This window comes from Sporosarcina sp. P26b (assembly GCF_002743245.1).
Lineage (GTDB): Bacteria > Bacillota > Bacilli > Bacillales_A > Planococcaceae > Sporosarcina > Sporosarcina ureae_C.
The window spans coordinates 52,508-77,995 of record NZ_PDYW01000009.1; the positions used below are offsets into that span (position 1 = coordinate 52,508).

Annotated in this window: 25 protein-coding genes; 4 read left to right on the forward strand and 21 right to left on the reverse strand. The window is 46.9% G+C overall.

From position 1 onward, the window contains the following. Positions 1-95: 95 nt before the first annotated feature. From CSV69_RS10260 to CSV69_RS10290, 7 genes are all read right to left on the reverse strand, one after another. Entirely contained in the window at positions 96-1,271 is a 1,176-nt protein-coding gene (locus CSV69_RS10260) for a S41 family peptidase (RefSeq protein ID WP_085428183.1), read from the reverse strand. 89 nt (positions 1,272-1,360) lie between these two features. After that, complete coding sequence (locus CSV69_RS10265; protein WP_099693361.1) at positions 1,361-2,626, reverse strand: CAP and S-layer homology domain-containing protein; 1,266 nt, start codon at positions 2,624-2,626, stop codon at positions 1,361-1,363. A 453-nt stretch (positions 2,627-3,079) separates the two neighbouring features. Then, the gene (locus CSV69_RS10270; protein WP_158232651.1) at positions 3,080-4,006 is read right to left on the reverse strand and encodes a nuclease-related domain-containing protein; all 927 of its coding nucleotides are present in this window, start codon (positions 4,004-4,006) and stop codon (positions 3,080-3,082) included. 829 nt (positions 4,007-4,835) lie between these two features. Beyond that, a complete protein-coding gene (locus CSV69_RS17035; RefSeq protein WP_099693363.1) occupies positions 4,836-6,731 on the reverse strand; it encodes an HlyD family secretion protein in 1,896 nt (631 codons plus the stop codon). Position 6,732: 1 nt separating this feature from the next. After that, the gene (locus CSV69_RS10280) at positions 6,733-7,455 is read right to left on the reverse strand and encodes a hypothetical protein (RefSeq protein WP_099693364.1); all 723 of its coding nucleotides are present in this window, start codon (positions 7,453-7,455) and stop codon (positions 6,733-6,735) included. A 1,323-nt stretch (positions 7,456-8,778) separates the two neighbouring features. Then, positions 8,779-9,228, reverse strand: a complete 450-nt coding sequence (locus CSV69_RS10285; RefSeq protein WP_085428178.1) for a transcriptional regulator — start codon at positions 9,226-9,228, stop codon at positions 8,779-8,781. Between the two features lie 157 nt (positions 9,229-9,385). After that, positions 9,386-9,730 carry a hypothetical protein gene (locus CSV69_RS10290; RefSeq protein ID WP_099693365.1) on the reverse strand — a complete coding sequence of 115 codons (345 nt, stop codon included), beginning with the start codon at positions 9,728-9,730 and terminating at the stop codon, positions 9,386-9,388. A gap of 156 nt (positions 9,731-9,886) precedes the next feature. On the opposite strand from CSV69_RS10290, the gene CSV69_RS10295 reads away from it, so the two are divergent. From CSV69_RS10295 to CSV69_RS10305, 3 genes are all read left to right on the forward strand, one after another. Beyond that, positions 9,887-10,318 (forward strand): helix-turn-helix domain-containing protein, encoded by a 432-nt coding sequence (locus CSV69_RS10295; protein WP_085428176.1) that lies wholly within the window; start codon positions 9,887-9,889, stop codon positions 10,316-10,318. 83 nt (positions 10,319-10,401) lie between these two features. Then, entirely contained in the window at positions 10,402-11,976 is a 1,575-nt protein-coding gene (locus CSV69_RS10300; protein ID WP_099693366.1) for a hypothetical protein, read from the forward strand. Further along, positions 11,973-14,714: a DEAD/DEAH box helicase gene (locus CSV69_RS10305; RefSeq protein ID WP_099693367.1), complete on the forward strand. Its 2,742-nt coding sequence runs from the start codon at positions 11,973-11,975 to the stop codon at positions 14,712-14,714. The genes CSV69_RS10300 and CSV69_RS10305 overlap by 4 nt, the downstream gene beginning before the upstream one ends. A gap of 37 nt (positions 14,715-14,751) precedes the next feature. On the opposite strand, the gene CSV69_RS17040 is transcribed toward CSV69_RS10305, so the two are convergent. Continuing rightward, positions 14,752-14,910, reverse strand: coding sequence for a hypothetical protein (locus tag CSV69_RS17040; RefSeq protein WP_198166162.1), 159 nt, complete (start codon positions 14,908-14,910; stop codon positions 14,752-14,754). 336 nt (positions 14,911-15,246) lie between these two features. After that, positions 15,247-15,651, reverse strand: a complete 405-nt coding sequence (locus CSV69_RS10310) for a single-stranded DNA-binding protein (RefSeq protein ID WP_233192365.1) — start codon at positions 15,649-15,651, stop codon at positions 15,247-15,249. A 253-nt stretch (positions 15,652-15,904) separates the two neighbouring features. On the opposite strand from CSV69_RS10310, the gene CSV69_RS10315 reads away from it, so the two are divergent. Beyond that, positions 15,905-16,357, forward strand: a complete 453-nt coding sequence (locus CSV69_RS10315; protein WP_099693369.1) for a YwpF family protein — start codon at positions 15,905-15,907, stop codon at positions 16,355-16,357. 143 nt (positions 16,358-16,500) lie between these two features. Here CSV69_RS10315 and CSV69_RS16820 read toward each other — a convergent pair whose 3' ends face one another. From CSV69_RS16820 to CSV69_RS10375, 12 genes are all read right to left on the reverse strand, one after another. Continuing rightward, positions 16,501-16,647: a hypothetical protein gene (locus CSV69_RS16820; protein ID WP_158232652.1), complete on the reverse strand. Its 147-nt coding sequence runs from the start codon at positions 16,645-16,647 to the stop codon at positions 16,501-16,503. Between the two features lie 126 nt (positions 16,648-16,773). Further along, positions 16,774-16,962 carry a hypothetical protein gene (locus CSV69_RS10320; protein ID WP_099693377.1) on the reverse strand — a complete coding sequence of 63 codons (189 nt, stop codon included), beginning with the start codon at positions 16,960-16,962 and terminating at the stop codon, positions 16,774-16,776. Between the two features lie 232 nt (positions 16,963-17,194). Next, positions 17,195-17,575 (reverse strand): hypothetical protein, encoded by a 381-nt coding sequence (locus CSV69_RS10325; protein ID WP_099693370.1) that lies wholly within the window; start codon positions 17,573-17,575, stop codon positions 17,195-17,197. Between the two features lie 90 nt (positions 17,576-17,665). After that, positions 17,666-18,061: a hypothetical protein gene (locus CSV69_RS10330; RefSeq protein WP_233192364.1), complete on the reverse strand. Its 396-nt coding sequence runs from the start codon at positions 18,059-18,061 to the stop codon at positions 17,666-17,668. Positions 18,062-18,148: 87 nt separating this feature from the next. Then, positions 18,149-18,583 (reverse strand): 3-hydroxyacyl-ACP dehydratase FabZ, encoded by a 435-nt coding sequence (gene fabZ, locus CSV69_RS10335; protein WP_085428167.1) that lies wholly within the window; start codon positions 18,581-18,583, stop codon positions 18,149-18,151. A gap of 53 nt (positions 18,584-18,636) precedes the next feature. Next, entirely contained in the window at positions 18,637-19,251 is a 615-nt protein-coding gene (locus tag CSV69_RS17160) for a DNA-directed RNA polymerase subunit beta (protein ID WP_232319525.1), read from the reverse strand. A 23-nt stretch (positions 19,252-19,274) separates the two neighbouring features. Then, entirely contained in the window at positions 19,275-20,108 is an 834-nt protein-coding gene (locus tag CSV69_RS10345; protein ID WP_099693372.1) for a flagellar hook-basal body protein, read from the reverse strand. 40 nt (positions 20,109-20,148) lie between these two features. Further along, positions 20,149-20,973: a flagellar hook-basal body protein gene (locus CSV69_RS10350; protein WP_085428165.1), complete on the reverse strand. Its 825-nt coding sequence runs from the start codon at positions 20,971-20,973 to the stop codon at positions 20,149-20,151. A gap of 78 nt (positions 20,974-21,051) precedes the next feature. Continuing rightward, positions 21,052-22,053: a rod shape-determining protein gene (gene mreB, locus CSV69_RS10355; protein WP_099693373.1), complete on the reverse strand. Its 1,002-nt coding sequence runs from the start codon at positions 22,051-22,053 to the stop codon at positions 21,052-21,054. Positions 22,054-22,194: 141 nt separating this feature from the next. Beyond that, on the reverse strand, positions 22,195-23,688 hold the full coding sequence (gene glpK, locus CSV69_RS10360) for a glycerol kinase GlpK (protein ID WP_099693374.1): 1,494 nt from the start codon (positions 23,686-23,688) through the stop codon (positions 22,195-22,197). Positions 23,689-24,421: 733 nt separating this feature from the next. Beyond that, the gene (locus tag CSV69_RS10370) at positions 24,422-24,694 is read right to left on the reverse strand and encodes a sporulation transcriptional regulator SpoIIID (protein WP_085428161.1); all 273 of its coding nucleotides are present in this window, start codon (positions 24,692-24,694) and stop codon (positions 24,422-24,424) included. Between the two features lie 109 nt (positions 24,695-24,803). Then, positions 24,804-25,460: a M23 family metallopeptidase gene (locus CSV69_RS10375; protein WP_199170408.1), complete on the reverse strand. Its 657-nt coding sequence runs from the start codon at positions 25,458-25,460 to the stop codon at positions 24,804-24,806. Between the last annotated feature and the right edge of the window lie 28 nt (positions 25,461-25,488).

Sequence of the window (25,488 nt, forward strand, 5' to 3'; positions counted from 1 at the left end):
CCCATGGGAAAGCGTCCGCCTGCAGCGTCGATCCACGTTGCCTTCCCCCTCACTCCATCTATCCAGTATACCAACTTCTCTTCCTCATCACCAATTTATTTAGCTCGCACCTGAACGGTATAAGGCGTATACGTTCCATTCACAACATTCAACCCGTTAACCCCTTTGATACCCGGGTGGACGATGAGCATATACTCCGCTCCAAGCGCCATTGGTTTCGCCGGCTGGATCGTCATCGTTTTATCATTGCTAGCTTTTTTAGTCGTTTGTATAGAGACGCTTCCGAACTTCACAAGTTCCATCTTGTTGAAATCTTTCGCCGGACCGAAGTTCATCTTCTGTGTAAACTCTACATTAAACACCTTCGACTGCGGTACACCAGTTGGCCCTTTGACGAACTTGTAGCCTTGCGAAATCAGATCAGAAGTGACGAGGCGTTTATGCATGCCTGATTGTTCTGTTCCTGGCTTCATGCTGATGTTCGGATTCACACCTTTATGTTGTACAGGTGTTCCTTTAGGTCCTGTGTAGTGACCTGTTGTTAACTTCAGTGCTCCACCGTTTTCTAATTCAAATAACGATTGGACGCTACCTTTGCCTTTTGTCGTCTCCCCTACTACGTTCGCAGCGCTTTGATCTTTCAGGCTAACTGCAACGATTTCAGATGCTGATGCCGAGTAGCGGTTAACGAGTACGTATGTGTCTGCAGGGAATTTATTCTTTGCAGGAATAACTTTCCCTACCTGTGTGCCCTCGCGCGTTTGCAATTGGTATGCTTCTTTCACTTTCGGGAAGAAGCCGAGTAATTGTTCTGCACTTTCGACATAACCGCCACCGTTAAAGCGCAAATCCAGAACGAGTTTCTCAGCGCCTTGGCTTTTTAATTGACTCCAGTGGTTGTTGACGTCGTCGAGCAGATGCGCAGAGAACGTTTTGATCTTTAGATAACCGACGTTGCCATACATCATATGCGACTGGACGTTATCTAGATTGTACGGTGCCGCCACAGCCGCGACTTGCGCAGGTGCTTTGGCGCTTGCGTATTGATTGAGATAATCAGTATATTCAGCAGGCGTCATATAGACCGAGTATTCGTCAAGCTGTCGAACGACTTCTGTGACGTTTCTTGCTTTATGAAGATTAGTTGGCTGTTCGCCGTAATAGTACAATTCGACAATTTCCTTTACTTCGTCGAGAGTCGCGGCTTCTGTAGCTGGTGTTACATAGAGCCAAGCAAAAACAGCTACTAGTGCAAATAGAGTTTGTTTCATTGCGCTTCCTCCTTTATTCGGTCAGGCTTGGTAAAAGTATGTATCTTTTCACTATACCCCAAACCCCGGCAGTTAAGCGGCTAACTATATTATTTTTTCGAATATAGTGTGACCCAATAGATTTTACCACTTTTATCTTGAGCCGTGCCTGCGCCAATATGCGTAAATATCGGGCTCATTAAGTTTTCTTTATGCGACGGGGAGTTGTACCAGTCATTGGTGATTACAAGCGCATCAGTATACCCCTCGCCAAGGTTTTCTCCAAACGCCAACCAATTATAATCAAACTTCTTAAGCATCTCTTCTGCCGTACCATATGTCGGCGTAATATGTGACAATTCCCCAAGCTTCACCAAATCCTCTGCCCTTGCGCTAGCTATTCGGTTGAGCGCAGGATCTGCCAACAACGCTTTAACATCAGCATTCGTCCGTTTCATGTTGACCGCTATAATCGACTGCGCCGCAAGTGATGGTTGTTCAGGTGCCGGCTTAGGTGGTTCTGGTTTAGGCTTCGGCGGCTCTGGTTTTGGTGCTGGTGGTACTGGTGTCGGTTTTGGCGGAACAGGTTTAGGCGGTTCCGGCTTAGGCTTTGGTGGCACTGGTTTTGGTTTCTCTGGTGCTGGCTTTTGATTATCAGGATTCGGCTTGATCAGATTTTTGTTCTGATCGACATAGCCTTTCTTTTGATTGTCATACGTAATCAGACCATTTTTACGGTTTTCGTCGAATTGCATCGTTCTATAGAGGAATGCTGCCATTTGGCCACGCGTGACCGGCTCATTCGGATTAAATTTCCCACCCGGTCGCGTCGTCGTAATATTGAGCTCGGCAATCGTAATAATATATTCATATGCGCCACTGCTCTTTTTGACATCATCAAAGATAATGAAGTCATTGTCGTCAGTGACGATATGATAGCCAAGAACTAGCAGCTTCGCCATTTGTCCGCGAGTCAACGGTTTATTCGGATTGAACTTTTCCGCGTTCTTAAATAGTCCTCGTTGTGTCAATGCACGGATATGGTCATATGACCCGTTGTCTTCGGTGACATCCTTAAAGTCAATCTTATACGCATGGCTCGGCTTCGCCCCAATAGAAACCGCGATCATTTTGGCCGCCTGGGCACGCGTGACAGGTTTGTTCAGGCGATATGTATTGTCGGCATACCCTTTGATAATTTCATTGGCAGCCATATAGGTGACGGCATCGTAAGCATAATGTTTCTCTGGCACATCTTTGAATTTAACGGGTTTAGCCGCCTCCACCGGTGTCGGCGTAGCCACTCCTGTCGCAGATACAGCAACTGTCATAGCTATAGTACTTAAGAATAACTTTTTGTTACTTAATAGATTCATATAAACGTCCCCCTTTTGTTAAAAGTATACGGTATTTCACTGGTGTTTTGGTAGGAATTTTGTAGAATTTGCTAGAGTTTTATGATTCTTTATAGGTTTATGGTGTTAGTAGCGTAATGGCCTATGAGCGGTGGTAGTAGTTCTATGAGCACTTAGGCCGTGCGATAGAGCGGCCAGAGACGCTAATAGAGCACTCAGACACGAACATTGAGCAAGTCACCTTACCACGCCCCGTCCTACGCTCCATCTCCGGCTATGAGTGGTTACTTGGCTTCTATGATCGGATTACGCGCCCCATAGAGCGGTCGCGTAACTTCTATGATCACTCACAGACTCTGATAGAGCGGCCACACTATAAGTATGATCGGTTAGGCGGTTTCATTGAGCATTCATATAATCCAATTATCATGAAAAACCAGCGGTTGGGTAATATACGCGCTGGTTTTTAGGTATTTAAAGAGACAATTCACGGATTTTAAGAAGTTGTGGGGAGAGCTGATATGTGGCGTGCCGCTTGATTCCAGACATTTCTGTATAGGAGTTCGCAAGCATCCGCTTGGCTATGTGTCTTGAGGAGATATTTGCAAAATGGCGGAATTGCCTATTGGTGAGTTGGCCGCCGCTAATACAGTACCACTCCGCTAGCGTCGCATGATGAGCATGGCGATCACGATGGCCGCACGCACGACATTGCCAACTTCTGGTCCGCCACAACATCGTTAGTTGCTGGCAATTTGTGCACGCGACGCCGGTTGCCAGGTCTTTAATAGAAAGCCCATACTTTTCAATCAGCGGGAACGGATCGTACTGGCGATGTGCTTTCATGAGTTCATTTGCCAATCTCTTGATCTGGTCCGCGGTCAATAATTCCTCTTTCATTTCCATATTTCGAAGACGATTCGGAATTTCATAGGAGAATACCAGACGGTGGGATGATGTGTTTTCTATGGTGAGTTCATTTTGGTAGGCGAAGACGATGTAGTCAATGAGCGGAATTTCGAGGTTACGCGCTTGCAGCCAGCTAGTGAGATAGTGTTTCTTGCGCTCCATTTCTTCAATCGGACTTCGCAAAACGGTGCGTTCACCGCCAACTGATTCACGAATAAACTGGGTAGGATTTTGTTTAATATGCAGCTTGCCGGCCATGTTCTTGATTTCAAACAACACGATAGCACTCGGCGTAATGAGGATAGAATCGATTTGGAAGTAAGCATGTTCGTGTTTCAGGAATACGTCGTGGAGAATTGCATGTGGATACGGCGGGATAAAATCGCGTAGCTGGTAGTCGAATTCCCTTTCGCCGCCAAAGCCTGCTTTACCGTTGTAGAAATCGTTGCGAATTTTCTCGTACTTCTCGTGATCAACCGGCAGGCGTTTCAATAGAGCCTGTTGACCGATGATTAACTTTGGGATGGTACGTGCTTTGTAGATTATGTGGTTTCACCTCCTTTGGTTTATGTATTTATTGTAGCAAGAGATGCATGGAGTTGGAAGGTTATGGATGAAATTGAATTTCGGGTGGCTTTTTGGGAGGGAAATTGGGTTTTTGGGGCGATTTGACGAGGGAAAATGAGTTTCCGTTGTCTATTTCTTGGTGTTTGGGAGAATTTTTGTTAAAAACATTACTTTAGTCGTATGTTTTCTGTGATGCTATGAGCGGTCAAACGGCCGAATAGATCACTCAGCCACCTGAATAGAGCGCTCGCGTGGCCAGATAGATCACTTTAATCCCGACATAGAGCAGATAACGGCTTGCATAGAGCACTCAACGCACTTCTATGAGCGCGACCCACTTTCACTTCACTCCGCCAGCGAACAGTTACGCTATGAGCGGTCAAACGGCTGAATAGATCACTCAGCCACCCAGATAGAGCGTTCACGCGGCTGGATAGATCACTTAAACCACTGCATAGAGCGAATAAAGGCCGACATAGAGCACTCAACGCACTTCTATGAGCGCGACCCACTTTCACTTCACCCCGCCAGCGAACAGTTACGCTATGAGCGGTCAAACGGCCGAATAGATCACTCAGCCACCCAGATAGAGCGCTCACGCGGCTGGATAGAGCACTTAAAACTCGGCATAGAGCGAATAACAGTCTGCATAGAGCACTCAACGCACTTCTATGAGCGCGACGCGCGACGCCCGACGCCCCCACCCAACTCCCCCACAAAAAACAAAAAAACTGCCCAACTAAGGGCAGTTTTTTCATCGTTTAATTAAATAACGTACATAGTTTTGCCAAGGAGTCGTTTTCCACTGCTGCCATTCCGGTAAATAAAGCGGAAGTGGATGGAAGACTGATTGATTTTCAAGACTACTATCCAAATCATCGCTATGCAGTGCAACCATTCCAGGTTCGATGCCCATTGTCAGAACAGAGCGATCAAGAGAAGTAAATGGTGCTTCGACTACGTTCTGAACTGCTCGTCCATTACTATCTAGCGTCCATGCCTTCGCTGCATTTTGGTATTTATCTGTCAACCAGTTCGTTTTAATACTAACTGCTTGATTGGCTTCATTCGTTTGAATGAACGTATTAACGTTCGTGCCGAATGGTAAATCCATTTGCTCGTCGTATGGCGCGACGACCACTTCGTAATACGCTAATGGATTTTCTTTTTGTGTGTTGCCTAGCGCTTTATACGCTTGTAGCCACTGATCGTCTTTCGCAGGCACTTTGGATACCGATACGACGACTCCGTTAATTGTGGAGATCTCGTTCGGGTAATCCGGTGTGATGCGCTCTTGGATTTCGGCTAGTTTCTTTTCTTTATTTGTTAATGCTGGCTTTCCTTCAGGTGATTCATTCACTTCCGGATTGGAAATGGTTCCGTCAGGGTTCGTGATTGTACCATCCGGGTTCGTTGTACTGCCGTCTGGATTCGTTGTTGTGCCATCAGGATTCGGCGTACCTTCAGGAGTTGCATCCGGATTTGTTGTACCATCCGTGCTCGGAGTACCTGTTGTTGGCGGTGTCTCCGTATTCGGTGTTGTTTCTGTACCTGTATTGTTATTATTTGAACTATCGATGCTGCTGTCGGGCGTGTCCGTAGACCCGTCTGGATTACCGGATGTGCCGTCGAAGTTCTCATCAGGACTTGGACTTGTCGTGTTCGGATTCGTTCCAGAATTACTATCTGACTTAACAGCCGGTGGTTCCGGATCTGTTCCGTCGATTTCCGTTTTCGGATCGTCGTACGGTACAGTGCTCGGTGGAACTCCGTCAGCAGATAGAGACGCTACTGCTTTGCCTTTTTCGCTACCGATTCCATCTTCCGCGTTTTCCGTTTCTTCGATTTCCTGAGCCGGATCGATTTTCGGAGTGAACGGTGTATGGATCGAGTCATGCTGGATTGTTACCGGTGCACCCGTTTCTACGTTTGGCCATTCGTTGTCGAGAACGTACGTGACAATCGTCTGATCCGTGCTGTAAATGTCGATGGACGGTGACTCGCTATCGCGTTTGATTGCGACGACATAGCCATTTACAGGGCTTGTCAATGCAGATTCATTCGGCACTTCTGCGAGTTTCGCTTCGACTAGTGCTATTTTCTTCTGCACTTCTGCGAGGTCACGCTCCGCTTCCGCAATCGCTTGCGCAAACGTGCCGTCGCCTTTGACTTCAATGCCTACGTTCAAATTCACACGAACTTTTTTCTCGTCGTTTGTATCATAGTAATCACTGTCGTTTTTCGAACCGCCCGCTGAGGACTTGTCATACTCCAGATTACTGATCGTTTGCGAAATCGAAGACGACTGATTTTGCAACGCGGATAGTTCCGACTCTAATTCATTGCGCTTCGAATCGATATGATCCATTTTCAATGAAGCAAGCTCTGTTCCGAAGTCCACGGTCTCGCCTTCTTGAACGAGCCACGAATCAATTGTCTGGTCGTCTTTCAGGTAGATCGTTTGCAACTCTTTCGGCGAAATAAATCCTTCTTTGTCGAGCTCTTTTTTGTAATCATCCGCAGCCAATCGTTCGTACTCGCTGACGTATTGTGCTTTCGGAATGACACTTTTCTCATCAAACATCAATAACATATTGAGTGCCAGAAACGCTGTAACGAGGACCGTCACGATGATATTTTGTGCTTTCATCTTATAGTCCTCCAATCATTAACAAGTTCAATAATTTTTCGATTGGAACAAAACCGACTGCGGCCGTGATCAATGCAAAAATAATTTGCAATGCGATCAACATCCACAATGCGTTCTTGCGGATCCCTTTATGCTCCACCACTTCTTCACCGACAAGTGACGTTTCCACTTTCGAGAAGCTAATAAAGCGATACTGGATCGCGATAATTAAAGCGGAGAAAATCGTTAGTTGATTGACAAAAAGAATGATGTACCAATTTTCCAAGAATGTTACCGCGAGTGGTCCGAATGAAAGAATCGAAACCGCTGCCGTTTTTCCAGCAACCGCGAAAACGAGGAAATTGATAAGTTTTTCAAATAGCAATAATCCCGTGACCACCAATTGCAACTTCAGCAATGGCTTGAACGGAATTTTCGTAAGCATGCTCAAAATCCATGCGACGCCCCAGAAATGGAACGACATATAGATCATGGCCCAAAGTATGGCGCCCACTAATGCGGTGATGCGGCCGATCGTGAATTCATCGAGCGAACCGTTCGCCAAGATATACGTCATCGTGCCTGTGTTCATGCCCCACATATCGCGGAGGACGAACAGGATGATGCCCAAAATGAATACGCTAAACACACGGCGTTTGAACCCAGTGACAGTTCCTTGCCCTATTTCAACGGCAAGTCGGTCAGGATAAACGAGTGAACGCCAGTAACCGTAAGTAGAATACATATGTACTTCTCCTTTGCCTCCAACTTATTCGACTGATTATATCAGTTTCTATCTCTCTTACTTTATCAAAAAATGACGAATTTGCAATGAATGTAGTGTTTGTTTTGGAAATTGATAGGTTGGTTGGGGGGAAAGAGGCTGAAAATAGAGAGGGACAGAGGGTAGTGGTTGGGATTTCCGCTGCAGATGGGGGACGCTTTCTGGAGGGCGGGCGGTGAACCACACCCCTCGCTCTGCTCGCTGGGTGTTTCACCTGTCACCCTGATCCTCCCAGAGTCGCCCCCATCTTCCGCTGCAATCCTACTTTTATGGTGGGTGGAGGTAGATCGTCTTCTTGCGATAGTGTGTGAACTAGTGTTGTCTTTGAACTTAGTTAAGTTCTAGTTTAAAAGCGTTTTAGTGCCAGGTTTAGTTGCTATCTTAACTTCAGCTATTAGACAACTATTATTAACTTTGGACTTGGAAAAAGTAGAGAGTGACATAGGGTAGCACACGGGATTTCCGCTCCAGATGGGGGACGCTTTCTGGAGGGGGTGCGGTGAACCACACCCCTCGCTTCGCTCGCAGGGTGTTTCACCTGTCACCCTGATCCTCTCAGAGTCGCCCCCATCTTCCGCTGCAATCCTACTTTTATGGTGGGTGGAGTTAGATCGTTTTCTTGCGATAGTGTGTGAACTAGTACTGTTTTTGAACTTAGTTAAGTTCTAGTTCTAGTGCACTTCTAAATAATTACAACCCTAACTTTAATGACATCTAAAAGTCTCCCCCACTCACATTGCAGGGATTGGAGCGGCAGGTGGCGACTCCCGATGGATCAGCCCGATCAGGTGAGACAACTAAAGGAACGCAGTGACTAGTTGGCTCACCGCGGGCCCATGGGAAAGCGTCCGCCTAGAGCGAAGGCCGTAGCGAAGTACGGCCTTTGCGAGCATAAGCGAAGCGTTGGAAGCACATCTTTGCACTTGAAATCCCCACCCCTACCCTCTGCCAGCCTATCCTGTAATTAACCCCCTAGTTCATTAGATTCATTTAGTTATCTGAATGTTTCCAATCTAAAGAATTAGTATATAATAGGAAGTAATAGGGTCCTGTGACTCTAATTACAAGAGGAGTGATGAGCGATGAACTTGGACAAGACAATTGAGTTTACATGGCAAGACTTTGCACTAGGCCTTGGTGGATCAGGACTATTCGTACTAGCGCTCCATTTCCTAACACTATGACAACCAAACGAACAAAGCATCCCACATAAAAACACCTCAACTTCGACGCACACGCATGTGCTTTTCGACTGAGGTGTTTTTTAACGCGTCATAGTGATGATCAAATCATTCGCAGTCCTTCCATCAACTCCTTAAACAAGAGCTGGTTTTTCGTTTCGAGTGCGTAGTCTACCATTCGTTCCCAATTATCCCGTTCCAACTTCTCAACCAAACCGTCCGCTTCACGCATGTACTCCTCCTGTAGATGGCCTTCCAATCCCATCGCTCCTTCGAGTATAGTCGACAAATGCAAATGTAAATCGGAAACTAGCAGTAATTGATAAAGCGGGAGCCGTATAAACCGGTTTCCTCGTTGAAAGACAAATACCTCTCCTAAGTTTTCTATCTGCAGACTCTTCGTGTTGACGACGATTTCCTTCCCCTCTGCCGGTACGAATTGGAACACCTCATCATTTCGCTTAATAGAGAAATATTGATAAGCGAATACAAGGCGTAAGTTGAACTCTTCCTTCCTGGTATAAAATGGCTTGATCCGCTGTATAACTAGCATATCTTCCCCCTCCTCTTCATTTGTTTGAATTTTCCGATTATTAATAATATATCACAACAAAGAGGATTTTGTGCATGATATGAGTCGGAAACCTTCTAATATACCAAGAGAATTTTTCAGATAGCGGTCATAGTGGCGAATCACGCCGTTGATTGGGTTATTCGTCAGGCCCTACGAGAAAAGTTTTGGACATAGGATGATATTCGATGTTCTCTTTTTTCAATTGTTCCAGCAATTCTTTGCTTGCATCAACATTCGTTTTCTCATAGGAAAAGATAATTTGATTAGCATCATAATAGATGACGACTTGTTCGAAAATCATCTCGTCACGTGCGATGCCATACAAATACGAAACTCTTCCACTTGGATCGTGGATGGACTTTTCGCAATACTGTTCAAGAGAATGAAAGAAGCATGGTTCACCTGCTATGACCGGTTCAGGCGTTTTGGAGCGAGACTGTAATTGTGGAACGTGTAAGGTCAATTGCACTTTTTCTATCACATTCGCCTACTTTCTACTTTTTATTCATTATCTTCTCATATCCTTTTGAATAAATTTATTAATTGTCATTACGTCAATTCGAATTGCTTAAATGACAATTAATCAAAATGACGGACCCTTTTCTTATAAGATGGCGAGAAAAAATGGGTGATGAAAATGAGTTTCGGAACACAGTTGAAAGAATATCGGGATGAGTATTTACACATCTCTCAGAAGCAGATGGCGGAGGATCTCGGAGTGGATGGCGCAACGATGTCGAGATACGAATCGGACATACGCGGCTTTCCAATTTATTTAATTCCACGGATCAAGGAAACGTATAATATCCCGGACGATGTATTGCTTGCGATGATTATGGATAAGCCGTTAAAGTCATTGCGCCCTCTTTCCAATCGAACGCTTGATAGTACAGCCACATACGAAAAAGGGTTTATTGCGCAATATGGATCGCTGATTGAAAATGAGCCATTGCTGAAAGAATTTATTTTACAGGTCGATTCATTGGACCACGAAAACCGCCAGTTGTTGCTGTCAGGCATGTTGAACCTCATGCAGCTATTCCATAATCAATCGGGAAATGAAATCTGAATCTTATTAAGCTCCTCAAGTTGTGGTAAAAGATTGATAAAAACGGTATAATAGGAGGAATGCTTAAGTAAGGAGTGGATTCGGTGGCCATCACTATTGAACGAATCGCAAATATGCACGAATCGCAAATCGAAGAATTCATGAACCATATTAAACATACATTTCAGCCGTCTGTCCCTGAGCAGGCGGAAATTATACGCAAGGCGGCTTCACTTGTACGTATGAACGCAATTGGTGCGTATCGCTACACGGAAACCGAGCAATCGTTAATGGCAAATATTTCGGGTACCGAGTCTGAATTCGCGCGTCTTTCCTTCCAAACAATGGAACCGTACTGCACATGTGCTGGCGGAGATTGGTGCTCGCATCAGATCGCGGTGGTCTTTCATTTGTATTCGCAGTTTCATTCATTATCCGATTGGCTGAATACGTGGCGCCAGTCAGGAACTGTGCAAACGCAATTATCGATCAGTGAACGGACACCGGAAGCTTGGTTGACTGCATTATCCGCATTAGTGAAGCCGCTCACCGAGTTAAATCCGAGTGACGGACCGACTGGATTCTTGCATTACGCTTCAAAAATCGAACATCAGAAGACGCGGCTTTCTCCTTTTGAATGGGAATGGAAGCCGCTCTTTTCGCTGTACTATCAACTGACACTAATGCGGGCGGCTTGGCCGTTCCTAAAAAATGAACTATCCGCCAATGATTCCTATCATTACGGCAAATGGCAGTTGACGATCTGGCTCAATGAACAGATGTCCGAAATGAAAGCGGGTATTAAGCAACTTAGTTCGAAATCACGTTTATTTGAAACGGACGCCTTCCATACGAAGCTGAAGGATTTAATCCATTCATTCGCAGTAGACGAAGAAGGATTGTTCTCGAAGCGTTTTGAAGCGTTCCGTCTTGTCTATACTGAGCTCTACGAAGACGAAGCGGAATTGACACAAGAAATTGAGCGCTTGGAGAAAGAAACGGCAGAGGATGCGCCGTTATTTCGTGCGTTCCTCTACTTGACGTCAGGTCGCTTTGATGAACTTGATCAGGAGCTGAATAATTTAGATGCAACCGCAGTTCCTCAGTGGTTGGCATTTGCGCTTTATGCGAAGGAAGATGAAGACTTTGATATCGTACAGTCGATCATGCTGAAATTGCTTCCGCATTTGGGCGAGTATTATCAGCAACTGGCAGCGCGTAATCGTTCGGCTTTCGCTGAAGATATTGATGAATTACTGTCACTTTCTGACGTGCCGGAAGAGCAGCGTGATCAATTATTCCAATCGTACGGTCCGGAAGCGAGTCGTGCGTATGGCAAATTTTTATTCGAGCGCAATCGCTACTCAGAATGGGCTGCGCTTATGCATTTGACTCGCGGATCGGTCGATATGATTGACGGCTCGGCGCTAAAGACGGCACTGGCGGAAGATTCACAAGCCGTGTTCCCTCTTATGCATGCTGAGGCCTTGAAATTAGTTAAAGAGAAAAATCGTGATAGCTATCGTCGTGCGGTGCGTTTGTGGAAGCAGATGAAGACCGCTGCGAAGCGCGATGGCCGCAATGAATTTTGGAACCGTTATGTCCATACAGTCCGCCAGCAATTCCCACGTCTGCGTGCACTGATGGAAGAGATGGAGAAAGGAAATCTACTGTTATGACCGATTCGAACATCTTACAACTTTCATTAGAGTTAACGTTACAAGAAGGACAGGATGGCGTGTTCATCGTATCCGCAAATGTCGAAGGAGAAACGCGCAAGATCGACGCGGACATGTTGGTGTCGTATTTATTTTATTCGGATGAACCGACGATGTATGGAATGTTAGTGGAGCAGCGAGATAATTGGCTCGACGTATCGATCGATATGTTGCTGCGCTTGTTTTCGGCTGGCAGTCATCCGTATGTGCAATACTCGGGTGCGACTTCTGACGATGAACAAGTATTGGCAGACATTCGTGAAGCCGCGACGTTGTGGAACGACCCTGCGTTGTTTTCATATGTGGAAGCGACGGAGTCTGGACTGTCGTTTAATCTCGACAAGACCCATTTATCTGAGCAAGCTGGACGCTATATTTCGCTTGCGATGCGCGGACAGTTGGCGACGCTTGGTGTTTCGATGGCGGACTTCCCTGCTTTGTTACCTCACTTCCAGCAGTATGGGTGGCCGAATACCGAAAAGTCGAAGTTACCGTTCCGCGTAGCATTACGTTTGACGGAGCCGGATATCGATGAAACGGATTGGTTGCTTGAGACGATCTTGATTAGTGATCGCGGGGCGCAATGGTCGCCGGCGATTGGTAAAATTGCGGGCTCGATGGAAAATGCATTACCAGCGAAACGCAAGGAGTATGCGGAAGAGATTGAAGAGCGTCAATCCGAGATGGTCGGGATTTTCCGTTCGGTCGAATGGTATGAGCCAAGACAGTTTATGCATGTGCCGTTAAATGATGCGCAAGTGCGGATTTTCATTCAGGAAGATCTGCCGCTTTGTCAGGCGTTTGATTACCCCGTTATATTACCGGCTTGGTTGAAGACGGTGACAGAGACGAAGTTAAAGATTCGTACCTCTGCAGGAATGCAGTCGTACCGTTCGTCCGCCAGTCTCGATCAAGTATTGTCGTTTGATTGGCAGTTTTCATTAGCTGGCGAAAAGATCGATAAAGACCAGTTCCAGAAGATGGTCGATGAGAACCGAGAATATATTCGTGCAGGCGATGAGTGGTTCCATTTGGATCCGGCATGGCTGAAACGGATTCGTGAGTTGATGGAGCAAGTGGACGACGGCGAGTGGACGGTGAAGGATTTGCTGTTCAATGAAGTGCCAGAAGAGATTGCGCCTTCATTTGAGGAAGAGGAAGAAGACGATCCGCTCGTTGCGTTCTCGATGCAGCAATCGTTACGTAAAGTGATGAATATGTTGCATGACAAGAAAGGCTTGCCTCCTGTTCCCGTGCCTAAAACGTTGCATGCGGAGTTGCGTCCGTATCAGCAGGAAGGTTTCGAGTGGCTTCATTTCATGCGGGATAATAAGTTTGGTGCTGTGCTTGCGGATGATATGGGACTTGGTAAGACTGTGCAGCTCATTGCGTATTTGCTGTATGTGCATGATTTACCGGAAACGGACTCCCCTTCGCTGATCATTTGTCCGACGAGTGTCATGGGGAACTGGCAGAAGGAGCTTGAGCGTTTTGCGCCTTCGCTAACGGTACACGTACATTACGGAACGAATCGTGCGCGCGAGGATCAATTTGCGGATATCATGAGCACGCGTCAAGCGGATATTATTTTGACGACATACGGTACCGCCACACAAGATACCGAGATGCTGTCGGTGTATGAGTTCGCGAATGTGACGATTGATGAAGCGCAAAATATCAAGAACTTGCAGACGAAGCAGTCACGAGCAATTCGCAAGTTGCGCGGTGGACATCATATCGCCTTGACGGGTACGCCGATCGAGAACCGTTTATCGGAGTTATGGGCTATTTTTGATTTCATTCATAAAGGCTATTTCGGCAGTTTCCGTAAATTCAGCGAAGAGTTCATCGTGCCGATCGAGCGAGATGATCTCGAAGCGGAGAAACGGAAATTGCGTGCGCGAATCCAGCCGTTCATGATGCGCCGGACGAAGAATGATCCGGAATTGCGCTTGAACTTGCCAGAGAAGCTCGAGCAAAATGAATATGTACCGCTGACTACTGAGCAAGCTGCATTGTATGAGAGTTTTGTCTCGGAGACGAAGTTCAATCTTGAAACACTGACAGGGTTTGAGCGAAAAGGCTTGATCTTGAAGATGCTCAGTCGTTTGAAGCAGTTATGTAACCATCCAGCATTATTCTTAAAAGAACCGCCAGCTCCTGCCGCCGAGTTGACGAAGCGTTCCAATAAAATGGCACGAATCGTCTCCATGGCAGCGGAGATTGCGGCGAATGGGGAGCAATGCTTAATCTTCACGCAGTACATCGGTATGGGGCAGATGATCCGTCAGTGCTTGTCTGAATTACATGGAATCGACGTGCCGTTCTTGACGGGTAGTATGCCGAAGGGACAGCGTGATGCATTGGTTGAGGCATTCCAAAACGGGGAATTCCCGATTTTCATCCTGTCGTTGAAAGCTGGGGGCACCGGCTTGAACTTGACACAGGCGAATCACGTATTGCACGCAGACCGCTGGTGGAATCCGGCTGTGGAGAACCAGGCAACGGATCGTGCGTATCGTATCGGGCAGACCAAATTTGTGCATGTGCATAAATTTGTAACGGTCGGGACAATCGAGGAAAAGATTGACGAGATGCTCGTCGAGAAGGCGGCTTTGTCAGCTGATTTGATTCATTCGAGTCAGTGGTTGACGGAGCTCAATGATCGAGAGCTCGAGGATTTGCTGACGTTTAATTGATTGAGTGAGACTTGCATCGAACATGATGCAAGTCTTTTTATTGTGATTTGGAGGGGATGAGGAACGGGTTGGTTTTGATTGTTTCGAGGTAGTTGATGCGCTCGTTTAAGTTTGCGATGATACGGATTAGCTGACCGAGCTGGTCTTCTAGGCGCTCGATATCTTGTTTGTGTACAACGGTAGAAGTGGTTGGCATGGGGCTTCTTCCTTTCTATGGGCGGGTATGTATTCCGTCAGTCCGTCTTTTGGAAGTGGTCTCCAGCAAAACGGACGACGGATGAGTTGGCGTAAAATCGATTCAGTTCCTATGCTGAATGTACTCCCGGCATCACAGAGGATCGAGTCCCCACTCGTTCTTGCTTCTGCCGATTGGGTATTGCTAGTTGGCGAATATGCTTGTAGTGTCGTTTCTGTTTTCTCTTTTTTCGTTTCTCTTCAATTGTGTGTTAGCCAATGGATCAGGAGTTGATCGACAGTGGCTGCGTGACGGCGGATCAGCCTTCGTCTCCTCCCCTTTCGTTTTAGGCTGGTGTTAGAAAATTGGAAGTGCGGTTTCTGCTGTTTTCGCTTCTTCAAAACGTTTCGGCTCAGTAGATGAATGCGTTTTCATTTCGGCGTGTTGAGATTTGGGTGACTTTGACAAGAAGCGAATGTCGTTGCACATGACTTCTGTGATGTACACTTTCGACTGATCTTCCCGTTCGTAGTTCCGAGTTTGAATACTTCCACTGACGCCTATGAGTGATCCTTTGCCGCAGTGACGGACTAGGTTTTCGGCGGATCGCCCCCAAACGGAGCACGGCACGAAATCGGTTGCCACTTCTCCGTTGGCGTTTTTGAAGCTGCGATTGATAGCGAGGACGAACGTGGTGTTGACACGTCCAGATGCGTGTTCTTTTAATACGAGGTCTTTGGTGATACGCCCTACTAAAGCCACTTGGTTCAAGAGTTTGTCCCTCCCTTCTTTGTGCTACCCTTATCGTAATCTACAAAGGGTAGTTCAAGCAAAGTGGCAAAATTGAATTTTGATGCCGTTTTCGTATAGCTTTTTCAATTTTCATTGGACGTGATTTTCGGAGTTTCTTGTGTTGATAAGGTTTCATGTGGATCCTGCGTAATGCATTATTGAATTTTCGAGTATTGTGAGATTTTTATGCTATACTTGGGAAAATTGTACCGAGGTGATAGGATTGAAGACGTTTAAGATGATTTCGGTGGAAGTGATGCAGGAGAATGGTGTGCTTGCATTTCCACTGTATGACGGGATTATCATCAATCAGGAAAACAGTCATCGTTTGTGGGTTCTTGAGTTGTTCATTGATGCCAAGTATAAGGACATTATGGATAAATGGAAGGTCGAGGAGACGTTGCTGACAGTGCGCGTCGTCATTTCGTATCCCGGCAATGAACCCGCTTCGTTCGATGTGGCGGTGGAAAACTGGAGTCAGATCGGCGACCGGATTTCCGTTTTGATGAAGGGTCGTTTGAAGCGCGCCCGTTCGAAATACGCAGAGCATTTGCTGGAGGAGTTGCTGGATGAAGGCTTCGAGGGCGATGCGTTGCTTGAGCAATTCGAGATGGGCATGTGGGATCGACCGAAGTTGAAGCGTGACACGGATCCTGATGAGAAGACGAAGTTGTGATTGTGTTTTTGTTTTTGTTTTTGGTGGCTGCCCTTTTTTGGGTGGCTTTTTTTGGTTTTTTGGTGGGTTTGGGTGGTTTGTTAGGGCGGATAGTTTGATGGTTAGAGCGGGTAACGCGATGGTTAGAGCGGGTAACTTGACGCTTAGAGCGGATAACTCACTGCATAGAGCGGACAACGCGCCACATAGAGCGGATAACGCACCGCATTGAGCGGATAACGCACCGCATTGAGCGGATAACGCACCGCATTGAGCGGATAACGCGCCCCATAGAGCGGATAACGCGCCACATAGAGTGGATAGCATGCCGCTTAGAGCGAATAACACGCCACATAGAGCGGATAACTCACCCCATAGAGCGGACAACTCACCGCTTAGAGCGGATAACGCGCCCCATAGAGCGGATAGCATGCCGCTTAGAGCGGATAACGCGCCACATAGAGCGGATAACTCACCGCATAGAGCGGATAACTCACCGCATAGAGCGGATAACTCACCGCATTGAGCGGATAACTCACCGCATTGAGCGGATAACTCACCGCATTGAGCGGATAACTCACCGCATAGAGCGGATAACTCACCGCATAGAGCGGATAACGCGCCACATAGAGTGGATAGCATGCCGCTTAGAGCGAATAACTCGCTGCATTGAGCGGATAACTCACCGCATAGAGCGGATAACTCACCGCATAGAGCGGATAACGCGCCACATAGAGCGGATAGCATGCGGCATAGAGCACTCCCACACCTTAATTGAGCAAACAAACCATCAAATCCTAACACACAAAAACGACCCATGCATTCGATATGCAGGGTCGTTTTTATAGTGGCTGGAATCTATCGTACTTTACGATCTTCGTCGCGTAGAACGCCGTTTGGAGCAGCGTCGTTGCCGTTCATGTTGCCGTTCAAGTTGTTGTCGTCGCGTGCACCGCGGTTTTCGTTATTGTCATCGAGGAGTTCTTCGCGTGTTCTGTCTATCCCTTCGCGTGTATCCTCAATGATACGATCTCCTTCGTCCCTCAAGATACCACGGTCATTGTTGTCATCCAGACCGTCAAGATTTGGACCCATACGCTTGTTACCGTTCGGCGTATTGTCGCGTTCCATATCTTGCATCGGCGTTTCGTTGTTGCTTGGAAGTGCGCCGTTGTTCGTGTTACATGCGGTTAGGACGAGTGCAGATGCAAAAACTACCGGCAGAGCTTTTCTGATCATAAAAAAATTCCCTCCTTTTTTACGAGCTATGAACCATACGTATCGGTATGTTCTTCGTTAGCTTGTGCGAAAAGGAGAGAACTATTCGTTTTAATTATCCGACTGATTAGACGTCGTTTCCAATACGTTTTGAACGTATACAGCTTCCGCTTTACAGCCATAATCGTAATGAGTGTTAAGTTTTTGCTGTAGAATTTCGATTTGCGCGATCTGCTCTTCTGTTGGCGGATCATTGAGGATACGAATTAATACTCCTTCTACACGCTCGGCTAATTCTTTATGGAACTCGGGATCTGCTTTGATGTCATCGGGAATCTTGTCGTACCAAAGAGCTTTAGTCGTAATGTATTCCCGCCAGTTGGCATAAAATTGTTCGATGTTGTAATCTTCTGCTGACCAGCCGATTTCACTCATATATTGTTCAAATGATTGCGATATGGAACGAGTGATGCTGCTCTTTATATTCGGAGAAAGCTTCTTTAACATGCTGTAATGTACCCTCCCACTGTATGCCAATTTTGGCATTCCAATGATTATTATATCAAATTTTCCGTGTTATGCAAAACGATAGTACTACTCCTGGACTGGTCCTAGTGCGAATGTAATATCTGCTTCACATGCAACTTCGCCTTCTACAGTAGCGACGGCTTTTCCTTTGCCAATCGTTCCGCGCAAGCGAACAATTTCTACTTCGAGACGAAGCGTGTCGCCAGGTGTTACTTGGCGTTTGAAGCGGCAATTATCAATACCCGCGAAAAATGCCAAACGACCTTTGTTTTCTTCTTTCTTGAGCAAAGCGACCGCGCCTACTTGGGCAAGTGCTTCTACGATTAAAACGCCTGGCATGACGGGATAGCCAGGAAAATGGCCATTGAAAAAGTCTTCATTGATAGATACGTTTTTTAATCCGACTGCACGCTTACCTTCTTCAAGCTCTTCGATGCGATCAACGAGCAAGAATGGATAGCGATGCGGAATGATTTCTTGTATTTGTGTAGCGTTCAGCATGAAATGTGTCTCCTTTATTCCAGAGGTTCTGAAGATGTCAGACCTTTCTGTACTTATTTACCATTCATGATATCAAAAATATGTTGCCATGTCTCTTTTTTGAAGACATCGGCTGCTGTGCCGTCACCGATCACACTAAAGCCTACCATTGCACCGACTGCAGCGGCCAAGACGAGCAGCACGAGTAAAATCAGCATGCGTAGCCAGATTGGAATCATACGGACTTGAACCCAGCGCATTTCACTTACAGGTTTCATAGGTTTTTTAGTGCGCTCCTTGCGTGGCCATTTGGACTGAATCTTCGTCCAGAACGACGCGTTGGATTCTTCTGGTGCAGGTAGTTTTTTTACAGGTTCCGTTTCGATTAGAAGCGTTTCTTCTACTTCTTGCTGTGAGACGTCAGGTGCTGTTTCTAGAGCTTCCGGCTCCACAATCGGTTGATTGTCTTCACCAACTACTTCGTCTGTCACAAGCGGCTCTGACAGCGTGACAGCCACTTCGTCCGCTACAGTCGGTACGTCCTGATCTGTTTCTGTCAGTTCGATTGGATCTTCCATTTCCGGTGTGCTCGCTGGCTCTACAGGTTCCTTAGTCTTCAACGGTTCAAACGGTTGCACAGGGGAAAGTGGTTCTGTTATTTTTTTAAAATTTGTATGTTTTTCACTCATAGTCAGTACTCCTATTGCACGCGTTAGCGAATGCCATTAATTAAGCCCATCATCTGGTCCGCCATAGTTACGGAACGTGCATTGAATTGATAGGCACGTTGCGTCGAAATCAAATCGGCCATTTCTTTTTCATACTCTACGTTGGATGTTTCGAGTGCTTGATTTTGCAAGCCAATTTGGTTTCGACCCGCTCCGGTCATTTCTGTTAACAAATCATTAGCTACAAGTCCTAGTGCCGCGAGATCTGTCGGCAAACCGAAGTTCGTTGCGGAAAGCTGAACCATCGAATCTGGCTTTTCAAGAACCGTAACACCGAGATTGAAGTCCTGCGTGCCTTGCGGAGTAGTGACTTGCAATACACCGTTAGGACGAATTTGATAGTCCGTCGCTTGCCCAGAAAAGACGATGGGACGTCCCGCTGTATCCGCCACTGCTAGTCCTTCTTCATTGACGAGCATATTGTCGCCGTTTGCAGTTGGTGACAAATAGAAATTACCCTTACGCGAGTATATGATTTCTTCCCCATTATCCGTTGGCTGAATCAAATTAAAATGTTGTTTCGGTTCCGTCAGCGCAAAGTCGAGTTGACGATCCGTTACTTGGACCGATCCGACTTTCCAGTTCATCTGCAAGCTTCCAAGATGTGCGCCGGTACCCATGCGGATGCCAAAATCTGAGCTACGGTCCGCTTTATCTGCTTTGTCGTTATTCATTTGTTGGAATAAAAGTTCCTGGAATGTAGCGTCCGAAGATTTATATCCATGTGTGCCGACGTTCGATAAGTTGTTGCCGATCAAGTCAAGACGTTGCTGCAACTGGTTCATCGTATTCGTGGCGGTGGTCATCGTGCGAATCATAAAAGGTCACGTCCTTTTCGCATGTTTCTATATGTAGTCATTAATTGACTCGTCCTACTTCATTGACCGCTTTTTCCATACTGCGATCATAGGCTTGAAGAATCTTTTGATTGGCTTCAAATGCACGGTAAGCTGTCAGCATATCCGTCATCGAGCGCGCGGCATCGACGTTGGAATCTTCGAGATAGCCTTGTTGCATCGAGTATGTGCCGCCAGTTGGCAATGCATTGCCGTCCGTTGTCGTGTACAGTCCATTGTCTTGCTTTGACAGCGCATTGGGTCCGTCAGAGTAGGCAATCCCTAGTGTCGCCACTTCCGTTTCCCCTGCGAAAACTACGCCTGAATCCGTCACGCGAATATCGTCACTTGCCAGTTCGATCCGGTTGCCCGCATCGTCAAGGACAAATAGACCGGATGGATTGGTCAGGTAGCCTTCTGCGTTGACAGCGAAATTCCCGTTTCGTGTATAGTATTGACCGCCATTCTCGCCTTCAAGCGTGAAAAACACTGTTCCTGCAACACCGGTTTCTTCGTCCACTTCCATCGGTCCATCAATTAATGCTATATCGGTCTTTTGTTCAGTCTCCCGCAATTGTCCTTGCGCGAATAAAGGCAAGGTTTCTTGCATATAGACGCCTGTCGATAATTCGCCTACTTTGGAAAGGTTATTGAAGCTCAAGCCTTTTTCCGTCGGTACGCGCATCGAATCCAATCGGGACATGAACATTTCCGGGAACGCACGAATCGTCGACTGCTCAGCTTTATAGCCTGGCGTATTGGCGTTCGCGATATTATTGGACAGCATTTCCGTACGGCGTTGCTGTGCGATCATGCCTGATCCTACTGTATAAAAACCACGAAACATTTCATTTCACTCCTTCGCATCATCATTTCAGATAAATCGTTCTTTTTAGTATACACTACTTGCCGCTTGCATGGCAGGTCAATTTATGCGTGTTGCGGCTTTACCCGCTTTGTTCATTAATAGACCCGTACCTTGCGCAATACAAGTGAGCGGATTTTCTGCAATGAAAACCGGGACTTTCAAATGTTCGGATAATAAGGTATCGATCCCAGGAAGCAATGCGCCGCCACCGATTAAAATGATGCCGCGCTGCGCTACGTCTGCAGCGAGCTCCGGTGGCGTTTCTTCCAATGCGTCTTTTGTCGTCTGGACGATTTTACTGATTGGCACACGTAATGCCTGATGGATCTCTTCGGCCGTCACTTCAATCGTCTTCGGAATACCTGTCGCTAAGTCACTACCGTGCACGTTCATCGCGCTCGGCTTTTGTCCGCCCATTATTACGAGCCCGATTTCTTTTTTCACTTGTTCTGCCGTTTTTTCGCCTATATATACATCATGTTTTCTTCGTATATGTTGAATAATGCACTGATCGAAATAAAGGCCACCGATATTCGTAGTTTTAAAGGATACGATTTCCCCCATTGAAAGTACTGACGCGTCTGTCGTACCGGCGCCTAAATCGACTATCATATTGCCTGAAGGTTTAGAAATATCAATTCCCGCTCCGATTGCCGCCACTTTCGATTCTTCCTCGATCACGACCTGTTTAGCTCCGGCTCCCATCACTACTTGTTGGATGACGCTTTTTTCTACCCGGGTCGTATCCGCTTTACAGCACATCGTAATATGGGGTTTACCACGCAAGCCCTTTCCTTGCGCTTTCTCGAGGAAGTGCTGAATCAATACGCGGGCCATTTCGAAGTCCGCAATGTTCCCGTCTTTCATTGGGCGTACGATTTGGATATGTTCTGGTGCACGACCAATCATTTGATTGGCCTCTATACCAAAAGCTATCGGTTCATCCGAACGTTTATCGATCGCCATGATAGCCGGCTCGTTGATGACAAGACCATGGTCTTTCATATATATCAATATATTGGCAGTACCCAAGTCGATCCCAATTTCTTTCGAAAACATCGTGACTCTATCCCCTTCCCCATCCGTCCTGTCTGGTTAAACTCTCTAGCTGTTCATTATATCATATTTCTACTTTATTTGACATCGTTCGATAGGTTGACAAATCAAAAAGCCGCCAGCAAGTTAGCGGCGGCTAAAGAATTATTTAAAGGCAATTGTCGCGCGAATGGCTTTTTGCCAACCTGCATAAAGTTCTTCGCGAACAGTTTCTTCCATATTCGGTTCAAACGGTTGATCGAGACATAAGTACTCTGCAATTTCATTGCGGTCCTTCCAGAATCCTACTGCAAGGCCTGCAAGATACGCTGCGCCGAGTGCTGTAGTTTCATTGATCGTTGAACGCTCGACCGGTACGTTAAGTAAGTCTGACTGGAATTGCATCAGGAAATCGTTCGACACAACGCCCCCATCCACCCGTAGCGTTTTCAATGAAATCCCCGAGTCCGCTTCCATCGCGTCGAGGACGTCTTTCGTTTGGTAGGCGAGTGATTCAAGCGTTGCGCGTATGAAATGCTCTTTCGTCGTTCCGCGTGTCAGACCGAAAACGGCCCCTTTCACATCGCTGTCCCAGTACGGTGTGCCGAGTCCAACGAATGCAGGCACGACGTAGACGCCGTCAGTTGATTTTACACGCTTGGCATAGCTCTCGCTTTCCGAGGCATTACGGAACATACGCAGGCCGTCACGTAGCCACTGAAGGGCGGAACCCGCAACAAAAATACTTCCTTCGAGTGCATATTCCACTTTGCCATCGATCCCCCAAGCAATCGTCGTCAACAATCCATTTTCAGATGTTACGGCTTTCTCTCCTGTGTTCATTAGCATGAAACAGCCGGTTCCATACGTATTTTTCACCATGCCGCTTTCAAAGCAAGCCTGACCAAATAAAGCCGCCTGCTGATCTCCCGCGATTCCCGCGATGGGTGCTTCGTGGCCAAAAAAGTGTTTGGCGTCGGTATGTGTGTAGACTTCGGATGACTCACAGACTGTTGGCAACATGGCTTTAGGAACACCAAGAATGTCTAGCAGCTCTTCGTCCCACTCTAGCTCGTGGATATTGTACATTAACGTGCGCGAGGCGTTTGAGTAGTCGGTAACATGTGCTTTGCCTCCTGAAAGCTTCCAGATGATCCACGTATCGATCGTGCCAAACAGCAGGTCCCCATTCTCCGCCTTTTCGCGTGCGCCTTCTACGTTATCAAGAATCCATTTCACTTTCGTTCCGGAGAAATAGGAATCGATCAGCAAGCCGGTTTTATTACGGAATAGCTCACTATGTCCAGCGGTTTTTAGCTCCTCGCAAATATCAGCAGTTTGGCGGGATTGCCAAACGATCGCATGATAAATCGGATCGCCAGTATGTTTGTCCCAGACGACAGTTGTTTCGCGTTGATTGGTGATGCCGATTGCTTCGATTTGCGTGGCGGTAATATTTTTTTCAGAAATGACAGCTGCGATGACGGAAAGAATCGAACTCCAGATTTCATCCGCATTATGTTCCACCCAGCCGGACTTCGGAAAATACTGCTTGAATTCCTGTTGTGCCGTGTGGAAGATGTCACCCTTTTTATCGAATAAAATAGCACGTGAGCTCGTGGTGCCTTGATCGAGCGCCAGAATATACTTTTTTGTCATGATTCATTCCTCCCGTTGCGTTGTTTTGTTGTCTATTATACATGGTTTTGTGGGTTTAGGCGGTTGGTGGGGTGATAGAGCGTTTGTGGACGGAGATAGAGCGATTGGCGCGGGCGATAGAGCGGATAAGGCGACGCTTAGAGCACTCGCGGACGAGGATAGAGCGATTGGCGCGGGCGATAGAGCGGATAAGGCGACGCTTAGAGCACTCGCGGACTGGGATAGAGCGAATAGCGCGGGAGATAGAGCGGATAAGATGACGCTTAGAGCACTCGCGGACATGGATAGAGCGAATGGCGCGGGCGATAGAGCGGATAGGATGACGCTTAGAGCACTCGCGGACATGGATAGAGCGAATAGCGCGGGCGATAGAGCGGATAGGACGACGCTTAGAGCACTCGCGGACTGGGATAGAGCGAATGGCGCGGGCGATAGAGCGGATAGGGCGACGCTTAGAGCACTCGCGGACTGGGATTGAGCGAATGGCGCGGGCGATAGAGCGGATAGGGCGACGCTTAGAGCACTCGCGGACTGGGATTGAGCGGATGGCGCGGACGATAGAGCGGATAGGATGACGCTTAGAGCACTCGCGGACATGCATAGAGCGGATAGCTAGCAGCATAGAAACATAACCAAACAAAAGCTACCCAGATACACGATCATCTGGATAGCTGCTCATGATTTCAGGCTGCTTGTATGGGTACAGTACATTACTGCTTCATTTTCAGTGTGGCTAGGCATCTGCTTTTTGTGCTTCGTTTTCATTTTTCCATTTTTGTCGGGTGGCTTCTCCTCCGCGCAAGTGGCGGATGGATTTATGATAAGCCAAAATTTCTGCGACTTTCCGTGACAAGCATGGATCTACATTCGGTAGTCGTTCCGTTAAGTCTTTGTGGACCGTACTTTTGGAGTAGCCGGTCGCATTGGCTAGCGCGCGCACTGTCAAGTTGGTCTCGATCAGTAGCTTGCCCAGTCGTACGCAGCGTTTTCTAATTTGCTCGTGCACGCCCTCTTCCTTTCTCTATTCACTCCTTTGACTAATGTAGTGTATGCGAACGTGTGTCAACATATGAAAAAAGCCATTCCAGGGGGTGGAATGGCTTGGATGCTACCTATTAAAATGCTAGGAAATCATGTGGATTCACGGCGACTCCGTCTTGCTGGATTTCGAATTGCAAGTGGATGCCTGCTTCAGGATTCCATTCATTCTGAGTCGTTGTCGCGAGCACTTGCCCTTGTTGGACTGTGTCGCCTTCTTTCACAAGTACACCTGTTAACGAACCGTAGATCGTCGTCTTACCGTCCGCGTGTTTCAAACGGACTTCTGTTCCTTTGAATGAGTCCACGATGACTTCTTCGACTGTTCCGCTCATTGCCGCTACAGCTTCGAACGGTTCACCGTCCATCGATAAAGAAAGTCCTTTGCTGGTGACGTACGTCTGGTTGAATACGAGTAGTGCTTTCTCACGCACGGCTTCGTCTGCTTCTGCATCATAAAATTCTTGTAAGATGGCGACTGAATCTACTTTTGCTTCATCGAATGGATACTTCAGTGTTTCCTTTGATGCATTTGTTTCTACCGTGACATTTTCTTTTGGCTGGTCTACTTTTGCTACTTCAGACGGGGCAGATTCTTCCGTCGTCAATGCGGTGTATCCCCATACCATGCCGATGAATAAAAGCGCTACGCTCGTATAAATGGCAGGCCAGAACCAGCCGTTCTTCGTTTTCTTGATCTCCTGAGAAGGGGCCTTTGGTTTTTCTTCTCGCATGTTCATCACCTCACTTGCATTCTTTGCA

What these genes read in the sequence shown, in the direction of transcription:
- CSV69_RS10260 (WP_085428183.1), bottom strand. Translation starts at nt 1,271, where the DNA reads ATGAAACAAACTCTATTTGCACTAGTAGCTGTTTTTGCTTGGCTCTAT.
- CSV69_RS10265 (WP_099693361.1), bottom strand. Translation starts at nt 2,626, where the DNA reads ATGAATCTATTAAGTAACAAAAAGTTATTCTTAAGTACTATAGCTATG.
- CSV69_RS17035 (WP_099693363.1), bottom strand. Translation starts at nt 6,731, where the DNA reads ATGAAAGCACAAAATATCATCGTGACGGTCCTCGTTACAGCGTTTCTG.
- CSV69_RS10280 (WP_099693364.1), bottom strand. Translation starts at nt 7,455, where the DNA reads ATGTATTCTACTTACGGTTACTGGCGTTCACTCGTTTATCCTGACCGA.
- CSV69_RS10285 (WP_085428178.1), bottom strand. Translation starts at nt 9,228, where the DNA reads ATGCTAGTTATACAGCGGATCAAGCCATTTTATACCAGGAAGGAAGAG.
- CSV69_RS10295 (WP_085428176.1), top strand. Translation starts at nt 9,887, where the DNA reads ATGAGTTTCGGAACACAGTTGAAAGAATATCGGGATGAGTATTTACAC.
- CSV69_RS10305 (WP_099693367.1), top strand. Translation starts at nt 11,973, where the DNA reads ATGACCGATTCGAACATCTTACAACTTTCATTAGAGTTAACGTTACAA.
- CSV69_RS17040 (WP_198166162.1), bottom strand. Translation starts at nt 14,910, where the DNA reads ATGCCAACCACTTCTACCGTTGTACACAAACAAGATATCGAGCGCCTA.
- CSV69_RS10325 (WP_099693370.1), bottom strand. Translation starts at nt 17,575, where the DNA reads ATGATCAGAAAAGCTCTGCCGGTAGTTTTTGCATCTGCACTCGTCCTA.
- CSV69_RS10330 (WP_233192364.1), bottom strand. Translation starts at nt 18,061, where the DNA reads ATGTTAAAGAAGCTTTCTCCGAATATAAAGAGCAGCATCACTCGTTCC.
- fabZ (WP_085428167.1), bottom strand. Translation starts at nt 18,583, where the DNA reads ATGCTGAACGCTACACAAATACAAGAAATCATTCCGCATCGCTATCCA.
- CSV69_RS17160 (WP_232319525.1), bottom strand. Translation starts at nt 19,251, where the DNA reads ATGAGTGAAAAACATACAAATTTTAAAAAAATAACAGAACCACTTTCC.
- CSV69_RS10345 (WP_099693372.1), bottom strand. Translation starts at nt 20,108, where the DNA reads ATGATTCGCACGATGACCACCGCCACGAATACGATGAACCAGTTGCAG.
- CSV69_RS10350 (WP_085428165.1), bottom strand. Translation starts at nt 20,973, where the DNA reads ATGTTTCGTGGTTTTTATACAGTAGGATCAGGCATGATCGCACAGCAA.
- mreB (WP_099693373.1), bottom strand. Translation starts at nt 22,053, where the DNA reads ATGTTTTCGAAAGAAATTGGGATCGACTTGGGTACTGCCAATATATTG.
- glpK (WP_099693374.1), bottom strand. Translation starts at nt 23,688, where the DNA reads ATGACAAAAAAGTATATTCTGGCGCTCGATCAAGGCACCACGAGCTCA.
- CSV69_RS10375 (WP_199170408.1), bottom strand. Translation starts at nt 25,460, where the DNA reads ATGCGAGAAGAAAAACCAAAGGCCCCTTCTCAGGAGATCAAGAAAACG.